The organism is Methylobacter marinus A45, assembly GCF_000383855.1.
In the GTDB taxonomy this organism is placed as follows: domain Bacteria; phylum Pseudomonadota; class Gammaproteobacteria; order Methylococcales; family Methylomonadaceae; genus Methylobacter; species Methylobacter marinus.
The window spans coordinates 4,604,769-4,618,973 of record NZ_KB912877.1 but is presented as its reverse complement, the minus strand read 5'-3'; the positions used below and the strand labels follow the sequence as shown (position 1 = coordinate 4,618,973).

At 56.2% G+C, this 14,205-nt stretch carries 11 protein-coding genes; 6 read left to right on the top strand and 5 right to left on the bottom strand.

From position 1 onward, the window contains the following. Positions 1–321: 321 nt before the first annotated feature. The 6 genes from METMA_RS0121670 (at position 322) to METMA_RS0121645 (ending at position 7,745) form a co-directional block, all read left to right on the top strand. The gene (locus METMA_RS0121670; protein ID WP_020161216.1) at positions 322–1,923 is read left to right on the top strand and encodes an alkaline phosphatase D family protein; all 1,602 of its coding nucleotides are present in this window, start codon (positions 322–324) and stop codon (positions 1,921–1,923) included. A 100-nt stretch (positions 1,924–2,023) separates the two neighbouring features. Further along, positions 2,024–3,253: a glycerophosphodiester phosphodiesterase gene (locus METMA_RS0121665; protein ID WP_020161215.1), complete on the top strand. Its 1,230-nt coding sequence runs from the start codon at positions 2,024–2,026 to the stop codon at positions 3,251–3,253. 536 nt (positions 3,254–3,789) lie between these two features. Further along, complete coding sequence (locus METMA_RS0121660; RefSeq protein ID WP_020161214.1) at positions 3,790–4,440, top strand: glutathione S-transferase family protein; 651 nt, start codon at positions 3,790–3,792, stop codon at positions 4,438–4,440. A 2-nt stretch (positions 4,441–4,442) separates the two neighbouring features. After that, positions 4,443–5,264 carry an arylamine N-acetyltransferase family protein gene (locus tag METMA_RS0121655; protein WP_020161213.1) on the top strand — a complete coding sequence of 274 codons (822 nt, stop codon included), beginning with the start codon at positions 4,443–4,445 and terminating at the stop codon, positions 5,262–5,264. Positions 5,265–5,289: 25 nt separating this feature from the next. Further along, positions 5,290–5,865 (top strand): transglutaminase-like domain-containing protein, encoded by a 576-nt coding sequence (locus METMA_RS0121650; RefSeq protein WP_027147531.1) that lies wholly within the window; start codon positions 5,290–5,292, stop codon positions 5,863–5,865. A 935-nt stretch (positions 5,866–6,800) separates the two neighbouring features. After that, on the top strand, positions 6,801–7,745 hold the full coding sequence (locus METMA_RS0121645) for an OmpA family protein (RefSeq protein WP_020161211.1): 945 nt from the start codon (positions 6,801–6,803) through the stop codon (positions 7,743–7,745). A 95-nt stretch (positions 7,746–7,840) separates the two neighbouring features. Here METMA_RS0121645 and METMA_RS0121640 read toward each other — a convergent pair whose 3' ends face one another. From METMA_RS0121640 to METMA_RS0121620, 5 genes are all read right to left on the bottom strand, one after another. Beyond that, the gene (locus tag METMA_RS0121640) at positions 7,841–9,235 is read right to left on the bottom strand and encodes a sigma-54-dependent transcriptional regulator (protein WP_027147530.1); all 1,395 of its coding nucleotides are present in this window, start codon (positions 9,233–9,235) and stop codon (positions 7,841–7,843) included. Continuing rightward, entirely contained in the window at positions 9,232–10,683 is a 1,452-nt protein-coding gene (locus METMA_RS0121635; protein WP_020161209.1) for a sensor histidine kinase, read from the bottom strand. The genes METMA_RS0121640 and METMA_RS0121635 overlap by 4 nt, the downstream gene beginning before the upstream one ends. Before the next feature lie 60 nt (positions 10,684–10,743). Beyond that, positions 10,744–11,451, bottom strand: coding sequence for a DUF2490 domain-containing protein (locus METMA_RS0121630; RefSeq protein WP_232216408.1), 708 nt, complete (start codon positions 11,449–11,451; stop codon positions 10,744–10,746). Positions 11,452–12,011: 560 nt separating this feature from the next. Beyond that, the gene (locus METMA_RS0121625; protein WP_020161207.1) at positions 12,012–12,521 is read right to left on the bottom strand and encodes an NADH-quinone oxidoreductase subunit B family protein; all 510 of its coding nucleotides are present in this window, start codon (positions 12,519–12,521) and stop codon (positions 12,012–12,014) included. Positions 12,522–12,530: 9 nt separating this feature from the next. After that, positions 12,531–14,108, bottom strand: coding sequence for a hydrogenase large subunit (locus METMA_RS0121620; RefSeq protein WP_020161206.1), 1,578 nt, complete (start codon positions 14,106–14,108; stop codon positions 12,531–12,533). Positions 14,109–14,205: the final 97 nt, after the last annotated feature.

The following is a 14,205-nucleotide window of genomic DNA, read 5'->3' as shown; positions in this document are numbered from 1 at the left end:
CTTAGCAATTCAATTACTTGCAAATATTTCATAATGAGCTCATGAAGTTATCGGTGAGAGTTGGTAATGCCATGATTTTCTTCGTGCTCTCGGCAACTGCTCCTGCGTTGCCTACAGGGATGTAGGTACTTAGCGTGAGCAGGAGCGGAAGCTGCGCCTAAAGCGCCTACTGTTGGTGCTCTACCTCCTGCATCCATGCAGTCCTCTGTGTTCTCTGTGGTTTCATGAAATATCCGGGTTAGAACTTTCCTTCTTAATCATTCTGTCATTAGCGCAGCCTAAAATCCGAGCCTCAGCAATCATAACAATGGAGTAATTCCCGTGAAGAGGTTCGATCAAAAATTCTTTAAGAATCAGAAAAGCGCAGGCATGCTATTAGCCTCGGCGGCCTGGTCGCTGTTGCTGGCATTGACTGTTTCAAACATGGCGGCGGCGGACGACGGCGTGCCGCTCATGGAGCAGGGTATCCAGTTCGGTGATCCGGCGCCCGGACGGACCATGGTCTGGAGCCGCACAGACCGCCCGGCCCGAATGATGGTGGAATACGCGTTCAACGAGCAATTTCAGGATTCGCGCATCATCCGCGGGCCTTACGCATTCGAAGGCAACGATTTTACCGCTCGCCAGGATTTGGTCGACCTCCCTCGAGGCAAGGATGTTTTCGTTAAGGTCTGGTTCGAGGATCTGACCAATGCCCGCGCCAAAAGCGAACCTGTTGTCGGGCACTTCCATACGATCGGCGAACGCGACAACATCCGTTTCGTCTGGGGCGGCGATACATCTGGTCAGGGCTGGGGCATCAACGAGGCTTTCGGCGGCATGAAAATCTACGAAGCCATGCGCCAGGTCGAGCCGCAGTTCTTCATTCAAAGCGGCGACAATGTTTATTCGGACGGACCCATCCCGCCAAGCAAGCCTGCCGAAGACGGCCAGATCTGGACCAACATCGTCACCCCTGAAGTCAGCAAAGTCGCCGAAACACTGGATGAATTCCGCGGCCGCTATAAATACAACCTGCTGGATGAAAATCTGCTCCGCTTCAATGCCGAAGTGCCGCAAATCTGGCAGTGGGATGATCACGAAGTCGTCAACAACTGGTCGGACGCCAAGGACCTGAACGACGACAGCCGCTATACCGTCAAGGATGTGCCGTTATTGATCGCCCGCGCCGCCAAGGCTTTTCATGAATATGCGCCTCTGCGCTCTCACGACGCCGAAGAAGCCGGCCGGATTTACCGGAAACTGTCCTACGGCAAGCTGCTGGACGTCTTCGTGCTGGATATGCGCAGTTATCGCGGGCCAAATACCCATAACCTGCAAACCCGGGAAAGCGCCGAAACGGCATTCCTGGGCGAAACGCAACTGGCCTGGCTGAAGGAAGAACTGAAGAATTCCCGCGCGGTCTGGAAAGTGATTTCCGCCGATATGCCTATCGGCCTCAATATCGGCGACGGCGTTGACGCCCACGGCAATGCCCGCTGGGAGGCCATCGCCAACGGCAACGACGGGCCGGCTGCCGGCCGCGAACTGGAAATCGCCCGCCTGTTGAGCTTCATCAAGCATAAGCACATCGACAATGTCGTCTGGCTGACCGCCGACGTCCATTACGCGGCGGCTCACTACTATGATCCCGATAAAGCGCAAACCAGCGATTTCGCGCCGTTTTGGGAATTCGTGGTCGGCCCCCTCAATGCCGGCTCTTTTGGTCCCAACAGCACGGACAATACTTTCGGTCCGCAAGTGGTATTCGCCAAGGCGCCGCCGGCCGGCCAGGTCAATCTGTCTCCATTCGCCGGTCTGCAGTTTTTCGGCGAAGTCAACATCGACAGGAGGAGCCGCGCCTTGACGGTCGATTTGAAAGATATCGAAGGCACGACCGTATTCAGCAAAACCCTGGCGGCATCGGCGCACGACAGGGATTGATCGCCAGCTGCCGGGATCCACCCAGGACACCGGCAGCTTTTACCGATGTCGTACCAGAGAACCCAAACACATTTTGTTTCTATCAAAAGGGGTCCGACCCATGTTGAGTCAACTTTACAAATTCGCTTTATTGACGATTGCCGTACTTGGCCTGCAAAATGCCGCGGAAGCGGCGCCTTTCGGGAATAAAGTCCCCATTGTTATCGGCCACCGGGGCGCATCCGGCTATCTCCCCGAACATACGCTGGAAGGTTACGCGCTGGCGATCGAGATGGGCGCAGACTTCATCGAACCCGACCTGGTCCTGACCAGGGATGGGAAGATGATAGCCCGTCACGAGCCGATGATAGGCGCTACGACCGATGTGGCTTCTCATCCGGAATTCGCCGATCGCAAGAACAAACGCATGGTCGACGGCGTTGAATACAACGACTGGTTTGCCAGCGATTTCACGCTGGCCGAAATTAAAACCCTGCGCGCTGTTCAGTCCCGCGCGGATAGGGATCAGCAATACAATGGCCTGTTCCAGATTCCGACCCTCGATGAAGTGATCGCCCTGGTCAAACAAAAGAGCGCCGAGACCGGACGCACCATCGGCATCTATCCTGAAATCAAGCACTCGACGTATCACGCGGCGTTAAGCGATGAGGCAAACCGTAAACTGTTCGGTCCGCATTTCTTCGAAAGAAAACTGCTGAACAAACTGCATGCCGCATACGGCAACAGCGTCTGCGCCCCGGTTTTCATCCAGTCTTTCGAGGTGGGCAACCTGGCGTACATGAGTTCCAGAACACGCATTCAATTGGTGCAGTTGATCGATGCCTACGATGTGGATGCCGATGGTTCAATAATTCTCGAAGCACCTTACCGGCAACCTTATGATTTCGTTGTCTCGGGCGATTCGCGCACCTTTGCCGATCTGCTGACTGAAACAGGGCTGGATTTCGTCAAAACCTATGCCGATGCTATCGGACCGTGGAAGCCCTATCTGGTAAAAACCGTGGATGACGGCGTCGACCGTAATGGCGACGGCAACCTGACCATTAACGACAGGCGCGTGGAAGGCAGCACCGGCGTGCTGGAAATGGCGCATGAAAGAGGGTTGCAGGTTCATACCTGGACTTTCCGCAACGATGCGAGCGGCTACGGTTTTACCGATCCTCAGGAAGAAATGACTTATTATTTCGATCTGGGGCTTGACGGTCTGTTTACGGATTTTCCCGATACCGGCGTGGCCGCCCGTGAGCAGTCGATAAATGCCGCAGGCAATGCCTTTGCATCGGATGCCTGCAAGCGACGCAGAACTGGACATGCGAGGCATTACCGTTAGGAACGGAAATGCAATAAGCCCCGCGATTGAGACAGTATTTCCGTACCTGTCCATGCAATCGTGCTCACGCCCCTTGCCTGCATCCCTGTAGGCAAGGCCGCAGAGAGACGGAAAGACAAGTCAGTTGCGGAAGTTGTAAACTTCACGTTCCTTAAGTTGAACGGTTCAGTGATCGGGCGGCGCCAGGGTCTCAATTGGCTAGCTGCCCGACTTTTCAAAGCTGCCGCATGAGGCATGCTCCGGCGGCCGGCGCATCAAAAAAACATCATTTTGTCGACGCTTGACAGCCCTTCGACTTATCATGGATCGATTGATCAATATTCCTTGCTGGTTTTAGACCTTGTCCTTCGGACCGAAAGGAGCGTCCCGCAACAAGCGAAGTTGCTTTCTCGGGCGCGGATTGGGAAGGGGATGCAGACCTCTTCCCGATCATTGGCTTCATTCCGCGGGGATGTTTCCTTATTGCTTGGCGACTGATCAATTGTTTACAGGACAACAAACCGTAATTCATAGCGTAAAAAAGGAGTTAATACACCATGAGCATGACCTTAGTGATAGGCAACAAAAATTATTCGTCCTGGTCTTTGCGGCCCTGGCTGTTTTTGAAATACCACGGCATCGCCTTTGAGGAAATCAGAATTCCGCTGTATCAGGCCGACTCCAAAAGCAGGATTTTCACCTATTCCCCATCAGGCAAAGTGCCGGCGTTGATCGATGGCGGGCTTAAGGTCTGGGATTCGCTGGCCATTATGGAATATCTGGCCGAACGGTTCCCCAAAACGCAAGCCTGGCCGGAAAATCAGGCGGAAAGGACTCTGGCGCGCTCGGTTTCAGCGGAAATGCACGCCGGTTTCACAGACTTGCGCACCCATTGCGGCATGAATTGCCGACGCTTGCCGGCGGCTAAAAAGCTGCCCGATGCGGTATACAAGGATATCGAGCGCATCGGGCAAATCTGGCGACAATGCCGGCAACAGTACCGGAATCGAGGCCCCTGGCTGTTTGGCCAGTTCACAATCGCCGATGCCATGTTTGCGCCTGTGGCCTTGCGTTTTCGCACGTATCAATTGGAAACCAACGCGGAAGCCCGCGACTATATGAATACGGTGCTCGAATATCCGGCAATCCGGGAGTGGGTTGAGGCCGGCCAGCGCGAAACGGAAGTGATCCCCGGGCTTGAGGATTAACGATGCCATTTAACAAAGAACAATACCTGAGCCGCATTGGCATCAGTCAGCCCCCGGCGACAGCAGAGGGGCTCGTCCGTCTGCAATCCGCACAGCTTCAGGCTATCGCCTTCGAAAATATCGATCCGCTGTTAGGCGTTACGCCTAGCCTGGATACCGCGTCCATTGTCCGCAAGCTGATACATGGCCGCCGGGGCGGCTATTGCTTCGAATTGAACGGTTTGTTCGGGCAGGCCCTGGACGCGTTGGGTTTTCGCTATACGCCTGTCCTGGCACGGGTCCGCATGGGGCAGCCGGAAGGCGGACCTCGCGCGCACCTGTTGTTTCTGGTCGAGACCGAAGACGGCGCGTGGCTGGCCGATGCCGGTTTCGGCGGCCCCGGTTTCCCGGCGCCTCTGCGTCTGGAAACCGGGCTGGAACAGACGATGGCCGGAGATGCTTTCCGCATCAGACAAGACCGCCTGTTCGACGAACTGGTGGTGGAGAAACACACGCCGGATGGCTGGTTCGCACTGTACGGCTTTGACCGGGCTTCCGTTCGTCCCTGTGATCTGGAAGCCGCCAACGTGGTTTGCTCGAGTTGGAGCCAGTCGCCTTTTCCGTTCCATCTGATGATGAACCGGTGTACGCCGTTCGGGCGCATCAGCCTGTTCGACACGAACTTCACCGAGACGCAATCCGGTACTTCAATGACGCGTGCCATCGAAACGCCGGCGGAACTGGGCGAGATCATTCGAAATGATTTCGGCATTGACATTGGACCCGCGCCACTGGCGGCTATTGCCGCCCGGTTGAGCTTTGAATGTGTCGATGCGCCGGTATGAACCGGTAGTCTGGCTGGAAATTGCTATGGAAAATTATCTTCGCTGCTCTGAATATATCGATTGCAACCACCCGGACATCGTCAGTCTGGCAAGATGGCTGGCGGATGGTGCCGAATCCGATCATGACGTGGCTGAAAAATGCTTCGAGTGGGTAAGGGACAACATTCGCCACAGTTGGGATTTCCGCTTAAACCCGGTGACCTGCCGGGCATCCGATGTGCTTCGACACAAAACCGGCTATTGTTACGCGAAGAGCCATTTGCTGGCGGCCTTGCTGCGCGCCAGCAATATCCCGGCCGGGCTGTGCTATCAGCGCTTAAGTCTGGAAGGCAACGGCGCGCCTTACTGTCTGCATGGACTGAATGCGGCTTATCTGCGGGACTACGGCTGGTATCGCATGGATGCCAGAGGCAATAAGGACGGCGTCAATGCCGGTTTTGACCCGCCGCGCGAGCGGCTGGCATTTGCTGTCACGGACAAACTCGAATGGGATTTTCCGGAAATCCGGCCGGAGCCGTTGCCGGCGGTTATCAAGGCCTTGACTGAAAACCACAGCTTCCTGGCCGTTTATCAAAATCTTCCTGATATGGAAATAATCTGAAAATACGGTAAGAACCTACATTCCGCGGCAAAATTTGACCTAATCAAAATTATTTCCGTATCGATTGTTAATCGGCCTGTTCATTTTCCTTGATTCCCAGGCGTTTTAATCCGGCAATTCCCACGGATTGATGCTCTGATACCGTAAAATGAACAGACACGTAGGGACGAACCTGTGTGTTCGCCTTTGGCCAGCGGTTCCCCCGATAACCTGTTGTGCACCCGAAACAGGGCGGACACGTAGGTCCGCCCCTACAATGCCTCCGCACGATACAGGCGCCCCCTTTTATTTGTATGAGCCGCATCGCAAATTATTAGGTGATTTCCATGTTACCTATTATTCCGGTAGTGGCTGAATTGGCTGCGGAATGTCGGTAAGAACTAACCGGCCTGGAATTGAAGAAGGATCTGGCTAAAAATGATTTCCTGAAATTAGCATCTTGCATAGGATGTGCCGGCTAAAAGCGGGCGTTCCAGGCGACGCGGTGAAGCGCAATGCTCGCGAACGATACCCTAAAGGGCACAAGTGCGCCTCCTGGCTTCGGCACATCCTATGCGGAAAATGGGATATTATTGACGGCCAAACCTGAATAATATTGACTGGCGACTTAAGTTATGTCGCACATAACCCATACTTTCTACGATACAAACCAAATCCCTCCCAATATAAGCGCTGATTTCATTTATAAGTCGGAATGTCGTTGATTAATCCAGATTCTGATTATTTAAAAACTCTTTCATCAGTCGTTTTAGTCATGTTCAGTTAAAGTTCATGAAAAACCATTAATCTTTAGCACTGAAAAGGACAATGTATGAATATCGTATTTTGAACTTAAATTTTTTAACCGTGTTCTATAATATCCAATTGTTTCCAGCTGAAAATCTCAGAGGGACACAGATATTATCTTTACAAAATTAGCCAAAGGCTGTGCGATTATGAAAAAAAAATTATTAGTTATCGGTATCAGTTCCGCTTTATTGACAGCTTGTGTAACGGATCCTTACACCGGCCAGTCACGGATAAGTAATGTTGCCAAGGGGGGAGGCATAGGGGCTGCGGTAGGTGCCGGTGCTGGTACATTGTTTGGCGGTAATGATCTGGCGAATGCCGGTTGGGGCGCTTTGGCCGGTGGCGCGGTCGGCGCGGCGGTTGGCGCTTATATGGACCGCCAGGAACAACAGATGCGTGATTCACTGCAGGGAACCGGTATCGAGGTTCAAAGAACAGCCGAGAATACGCTGAACCTGACCATGCCGAACAATGTGACATTCGGGTTTGATTCCTCCAATTTAACACCGCAGGCCCAATCCGCGCTGGATTCAGTGGCTAATGTATTAAACCAGTATCAGGATTCCAGAATCAGTATTACCGGTCATACCGATGATATCGGGGCCGATAATTATAATCAGAGGTTATCCGAGCAACGCGCTTCCAGCGTTTCAAGCTATTTAACCCAGCGTGGCGTGAATTATTCGCGCATTACCCAGCAGGGCATGGGTGAGCGTATGCCGAAACTGCCTAATACCAGCGAAGCCAACCGGGCCGAGAACCGCCGCGTGGAACTGGCCATTATCGCCAATCCGACTGCCGGCAGCCAACCGGGCACTCAGCCGCAAGGTCAACCGCAAGGCGGCTACCCGCAGCAGCAAGGTTATCCGCAACAGCAGGGCTACCCGCAGCAGCAGGGCTATCCGCAGCAACAAGGCTACCCACAGCAGCAGGGCTATCCGCAGCAGCAAGGCTACCCGCAGCAGCAGGGCTATCCGCAACAGCAGGGCTATCCGCAACAGCAGGGTTACCCGCAACAGCAGGGTTACCCGCAACAGCAAAATTATCCTCAGCAGCAGAATTACCCTCAGCAATACGACTATTACAGATAGAACCGTCAGCTTTTAGAGGAGGGCAGTCCGCCAGGTTAATGTCGGACTGCCCGTTTTTTTTGTAAAAATCAGCCAAGCCGTTTCAGGCGCCAGAATCAATCCGCCGTTTTAAGATTATATTTGCGCACCCGGTAGCGCAGTGTTTCCCGTGTCGTGCCCAGTGCCCGCGCGGCGGCGGTCAGGTTGTTGTCGGCCCGCTCCAGGGCGGTCTTGATGATGAAACGATCCATCTCTTCCAGCGCCATGCTGCCGTCCAAAGGCAGGCAAATCCTGTCTTTCGGTTCAACCATCGAACTGTCCGAAGCCGTGCTTTCCTGGCCGGGCAACTGCAGCCACTGAGCCGGAAAGACCGGACCGTCGGCGAACAGCACGCAGCGCTCGATGACGTTGCGCAATTCGCGGACATTGCCGGGCCAGTGATGGGCGCGCAGTTTCTCCCAGACCGGTTCGGGAATGTCCTTGACATGGCGCCCGGCCTTGGCGTTGTACTCGGCGACGAACAGCGGCACCAGTTCGTCCAGATCCTCCCTGGCTTCGCGCAAAGGCGGCAGCATCACGCGGAAAACGTTCAGACGGTGATAAAGATCGCCGCGGAACCCGCCTTCCCGTACCATCTTCTCCAAATCCTGATTGCTGGCCGCGATAATCTGCACATCGACCGTGATTTCCTTCTCGCCGCCCAGGCGCCGTACTTTATGATCCTCGATCGCTTTCAGCAGTTTGGCCTGTAAATCGAGCGGCATTTCGCCGATCTCGTCCATAAACAGCGTGCCGCCGTCGGCCTGTTCCAGCAGGCCGCGATGGCGTCCCGAGGCCCCGGTGAAGGCGCCGGGCTCGTGGCCGAACAATTCCGACTCCAGCAGTTCGCGCGGCAAAGCGGCGCAATTGACTTCGATCATCGGCTGTTGCGCCCTGACGCCGCCATAATGCAGGATGCGCGCCGCCAGCCCCTTGCCGGTGCCCGTTTCGCCGCCAATGATCAAGGCGCTGAAAGGTACCTGGGTCAGGCGCGTCAGCAATGCCCGGACATTGCGCGCTTGCCGGCTCGACCCGACATAGGCATCCGGCGAATAACGCCGGTGCCCCTGCCGTGCCTGGTCAATGACCCGGCGCTGTATCGCCGCGCCGCGGGCCGCGCTGTTGACGACCAGATCGAGGCGATCCGGATCGCAGGGCTTTTCCAGAAAATCATAAGCGCCCAGACGCAAGGCCCGGACCGAATCCGGCACGCTGCCGTAGCCGGTCAGGAACAGCCATTCGGCATGGCTGATGCTTTTTTTGGTTTTTTCCATGAAGTCCAGGGCATTGCCGTCAGGCAGGTTCATGTCGGACAGAATCAGCAAAGGTTCCAGCGCCTCTTTAAGCAGCAATTTCCCGGCTTCGGCCAGTGAGGTCGCCAGCACGACCTCCCAGCCGGATTGCCGATAGTGGCGGCACAGCTCCGAGCCCAGCAGTTTTTCGTCCTCGATAATCAGCAAGGTTTCCATCAGGCTTGATCTCCGATAAGGGAAGTATTCGGCAGTATGACCGACACGCAAGCGCCATGCGGCTGATAATTGCTGAGCCGGATGCTGCCGCCCATGTCTTTGACAAAACGTTGCACCATGGCCAGCCCCAAGCCGGTACCGCGCTGGCGGCTGGTCCGAAACGGCCGGATGCCGTGATTCAGCATATCCTCGGGGAAACCCTGGCCGTTATCGATGATATCGATATGGAGTCCCTGTGTATCCTTGCAGGCCTTGATGCAGACCACGCCGGTGCCGCCTTCCAGAGACTCCACGGCATTCAGGATCAAATTCAGCAGGGCCTGGCGCAGCGCACTCTCGGGCAGTTGTACCGGCAGCGGGCAGGGCGCGTCGATTTCCAGATGCACGGTTTCGGCAATCTGATAGCGCGTCAGCGTGACCAGGTCGCGGATCAGCGCAGCCGCATCGAATTCGGTTGCCGGCTCCGGCGAATGCCGGCTCTGGTCCAGCATCTCGTTGAGCAGCCGGGCCAGGCGTTTCAACTCATCGCCGATCATATCCAGTCGTTCCTGCTGGTCCGGCGCCTGAATTTCACGGCGAAAATTACTGAACGCGATTTGAATGCCGGCCAGAGGATTGCGGATTTCATGCGCCAATTCCGCGGCCACTTCGCCTACCGCCGCCAGCCGCTCCGCCCGCGCCAGACTTGATTGCTGTTCCAGCAGGGCCTGCGTGGCCAGTTTGACCTCCTGTTGCAGGGACTGGGCGTGCAGGCGCTTGGCTTCCTCCAGTTCCGCCAGATGCTTGACCATCTCATTGTAACTGTTGAATACCGGCAGCAGCAGCGGATCAAGATGATCGGTCGTGATCGGCGTATAGCTCTCTTCCGTCAGGCGCTGCAAAAGCTGCTTCAAGTCGTTGAGCGGATGCAGGATGCGGCTGCGCAGAAACAGCACGGCCACGATCAGGGTCCAGGCCAGGATGAGCAGCGCCAGGTACAGTTCGGTCTCCGTGGTGCGGCTGATGTTCTCCAGCAGGTACTCGCGCTGCAGCGATTCGTTATCCAGCGTTTCGCTCATGACCTTTAGCGCCGCGATCAGGCGCGTGTTTTTCTCCAGCTGGTCCAGTTTGCCGACATCGACCAGCAGGTTGCGTACCGTTTCCAGGCTTTTGCGGGTTTTTGCCGATAAATGGCGATGCTCGGCCATCAATGCATTCATTTCGTCCAGGGTTTTGTCCAGCGCCGCCGAAGGGGAGGCCGGCACCGCTTCGGTCAGATATTCGATCAGCGATTGCTGCAGGCCCACCGAGACATTCTGAATGCGATGGGAGTAAGTGGCATACGAGAGCACGGTTTCGAAACGATGCAGATTGCGCCAGATCATGCCGCCGAGTATGGCCAGCACCAGCAGCAGCAACCCCAGGAAGGCAAGGCCGCGCAGTTGAACGGGGCGATAAAAGAGTGATTTCATTCAGGGGTGGGTGTTATAAGGCGCAAGGCAAGACAGCTCTGTCACCTTGCGCCTTTGGCCTCAATAATTCAAATACAAATTAACCGACAGGATATGACTCATGCGGTCGGGCCCGACGGCCTTGCGGATGTATTGGTTCATATAACCGATTTCCGTCCGGGTGCTTTTATCGAAATTGTAACCGACGCCGGCAAATATACGGTTCTGGTCAAAACCGTCGTCGGCGCCCCAGTCGGTCCGGTTGAGATTGGCGAAGTACTCGTCAGTAAGCACCAGGCTGAAATCGGTCGCGAACGGCAAGGGTTTCGACAGCTTCAGCAACTGCCGGAAACGCCAGCCGACATCCTCGCCATTCTGCACGAAGCGCTGCTCGAAGCGGCTGCGGCTGGTGATCGTGCCGAACGAGAATGTCTCGCTCCACAGCAATTGCTGCCAGATACGGTGTTCGTCAACCGGTGTGGCCGCGAAGGGTTCCTCGGTGGGAATGAAGGCATAACCCAGCCAGACAGTGGTATTGTCATTCAACGCATAGCCGAGACCGGTACGCAGCATGCCCTGCGAGAAGCGAGAGGTATCCTCGCCGAACCGGCCCTGGCCTTCGAGCCAGTATTTGAAGCTTTTCAGATCGGGATTGAGAACGCCCAGGCTGCCCGTGGCCGTTATATTGCCCCAGGTCTGGAAATCTTCCGCGGTCTTGGCGGCAATGGGATCGGAAAGCGTCAGGCTGAGCAACAGCGGTAAAACCAGCCGCAATTTTGAAGTCTTCATTATTCTTAATTTCATGATTTAATTTTTTGTTACAAGGCAAGAGAAGCAAACCGGTATTGCCGCGTTGCTTCATGGGGATTATACCGGCTGATTGGAAACTCATGTAGGGTACGCAGCCGCTGTCATCAAGTTAAGGATTCGGTAATCAATAACTGTCTTATTTTAAACGGCGTCTGTGGGAGCGATGCCTTCATCGCGACTTGCGGTGTCTTTAGTCGCGATGAGAGCATCGCTCCCACGGGGATCATAAAAAACGGCATCGGGATGTTATTTTTAGCCGAATCCTAAGAAATCGTTCCGAATTATTTGCCGGTGCTGTAGGTGCGAACCTATGTGTTCGCCCTTGCCCAACAGTTCCCCCTCGGCCAATGGTTTCCCGGTAACCTGTCGTGCACCGGACACAGGGCGGACACGCAGGTCCGCCCCTACGGTTCATCCCGGAATTGGAAATGGACCTTGCGGTTGTTTCGGCAATCCCGTAGGTGCGAATTTATTTATGCCCTATGGGTACTTGTGCCCTTGAGGGTATTCGCACAGGACAACGGTACGCGATGCCTACCCTACTTGCGCATCAATCCCAGCAGTCCCTTCATCAATACCAGCGGCGTCGGCGGGCAGCCGGGAATCACCATGTCAACCGGGATGACATTGGCTACCGCGCCGCAGCTGGCGTAGGACACGCCGAATTCACCGCCGCAGGCGGCGCAGTCGCCGGCCGCGATGACCCATTTCGGATTCGGCGTCGCTTCATAGGTGCGCAGCAATGCGGTCTGCATGTGCCGCGATACCGGTCCGGTCACGAGCAGCACGTCGGCATGCCGCGGCGAGGCGACGAAATGAATGCCGAAGCGTTCTATGTCATAGAAGGGATTGTTGAGCGCATGGATCTCCAGCTCGCAGCCGTTGCAGGAGCCGGCGTCGACCTGCCTGATCGCGATACTGCCCGAGAATTTCCGGTCGATATGGCTTTTGATCTTGATGCCGAGCTGTTCCAGCTCATCATCCTTCGGCGCCTTGACCGGTTCGGTGACCACGCCGGTGGTCAGGATTTTCTTGAACAGTCTCAGCATGTGCCTCTCCTATAAATCATGGCCCGAATAGGAGCCGTTCACGGATTTGTTGCAGACCGGAAAATCCGGGACGATATTGTCCAGCACGAGCTTTTCCAGTACCGGCCAGTTCAGCAGGCTGGGATCGCGCGGATAGCAGCGGGCGATGGTATTGCCGGCATCGAAGCGGATATAAGTGATGATCTCGCCGCGCCAGCCCTCGACGATGCCCAGACCTTCACGGCCCGCTTCGGGTGTCTTCCAGGCGCTGCGCAGATCACCCGGCGACAAAAGATCGATAAATTGCCCGATCAGTTTCAGGGCGACGCTGATCTCCTTGTACCTGACCCAGAAGCGCGAGGCGATATCGGCCTGCGTTTCCACCGGCACCTTGACCGTCAGGCGGTCGTAAGGCGCGTAGGGCGCATCGCGGCGCACGTCGAAATCCTGCCCGCTGGCCCGGCCGACAAAACCCAGGGCGCCGAAGGCGGCGGCGATGGCTTCCGGCAGCAAGCCTGCCGTGTAGAGCCGGTCTTCCAGGGATGAATTCAGATCCAGCGCCGGCAGGACTTCGCCCAGTTCAACTTTCAATTGGTATATTCCTCGCTTGATGGCGATACCGGCCTGTTCGGATACATCACAGTCCACGCCGCCCGGCACAATCCGGTCCATCAGCAGGCGATGGCCGAACAGTTGTTCATTGCAGCGCAGCCACAGTTCCCGCAGGCGCGCGAACTGCATGTGCGCAAAAGCGAAGCCGACGTCATTGCAGATCGCGCCCATGTCGCCCAAGTGGTTGGCGACCCGCTCGCGCTCGGCCAGAATACCGCGTATCAAAGCCGCGCGCGGCGGAATCTCGATGCCGGCGGCCCGTTCCATGGCCAGGCAGGCGGCCCAGCAATGGCCGACCGTGGTGTCGCCCGAGACCCGACTGGCCAGGCGCGCCAGTTGCTCGGGCGTCCGGCCTTCGGCGATTTTTTCGATGCCCTTGTGCACGTAGCCGAGGCGTTCTTCCAGATTCAAAATGGTCTCGCCCACGGCCTGGAAGCGGAAGTGGCCGGGTTCGATAATGCCGGCATGAACCGGGCCGACCGGAATTTCATAAACGCCCGCGCCGTAGGCCTTGACGAACGGATAATCCCGATCGGGCGGCGTGACCGCTTCCGGCTCGCCCTGAACAGGGAAATCCTTGCGCAGCGGATAGCGGGTTTTGGGCCAGGCCTTGTGCCGGGTCCAGGGACGGTTGTCGGGATGGCCCGCGAAATTCACGCCGAACATATCCTGCGTATGGCGCTCGCTGCGGCTGGCGGCCGGATATACCGTGGCCTGCGAAGGCAGTTCCGGTTTCGGGTTATGGACTCGGGTCCGCAGCAGGATGTAGCGGCCCTCTCTTTCGAAACAGGCGTTGATCAAAAACCAGTCCCGCGCCTGCTCGGCCCAGCCGGCCGCCCAGCGTAAATTGTGCTGCAAGGCCAGTTGCGCAAACCGTTGCCAGTCATCGCTGGCGATCTGCCACAGGTCTGCCGGGCCGATGGCGAGCTGTTCGACCATGATGCCGGCCTCGTCGGTCTGCTTTAAAAAATCGGCCTTCCAGTTAGGAGCATGCATAAAATAACTTCCTCAAGGTGTGCAAATGATTTTCGATGTAGGTGCGGATTCGCCTAGGGCGCCTACTGTTTGGTATACGCACAGTGCGAATGAATTC

Bases quoted from the DNA above. Each gene is read 5' to 3' on its own strand.
- METMA_RS0121645 (WP_020161211.1), top strand. From the start codon at position 6,801: ATGAAAAAAAAATTATTAGTTATCGGTATCAGTTCCGCTTTATTGACA.
- METMA_RS0121655 (WP_020161213.1), top strand. From the start codon at position 4,443: ATGCCATTTAACAAAGAACAATACCTGAGCCGCATTGGCATCAGTCAG.
- METMA_RS0121660 (WP_020161214.1), top strand. From the start codon at position 3,790: ATGAGCATGACCTTAGTGATAGGCAACAAAAATTATTCGTCCTGGTCT.
- METMA_RS0121665 (WP_020161215.1), top strand. From the start codon at position 2,024: ATGTTGAGTCAACTTTACAAATTCGCTTTATTGACGATTGCCGTACTT.
- METMA_RS0121635 (WP_020161209.1), bottom strand. From the start codon at position 10,683: ATGAAATCACTCTTTTATCGCCCCGTTCAACTGCGCGGCCTTGCCTTC.
- METMA_RS0121650 (WP_027147531.1), top strand. From the start codon at position 5,290: ATGGAAAATTATCTTCGCTGCTCTGAATATATCGATTGCAACCACCCG.
- METMA_RS0121630 (WP_232216408.1), bottom strand. From the start codon at position 11,451: ATGAAGACTTCAAAATTGCGGCTGGTTTTACCGCTGTTGCTCAGCCTG.
- METMA_RS0121620 (WP_020161206.1), bottom strand. From the start codon at position 14,108: ATGCATGCTCCTAACTGGAAGGCCGATTTTTTAAAGCAGACCGACGAG.
- METMA_RS0121625 (WP_020161207.1), bottom strand. From the start codon at position 12,521: ATGCTGAGACTGTTCAAGAAAATCCTGACCACCGGCGTGGTCACCGAA.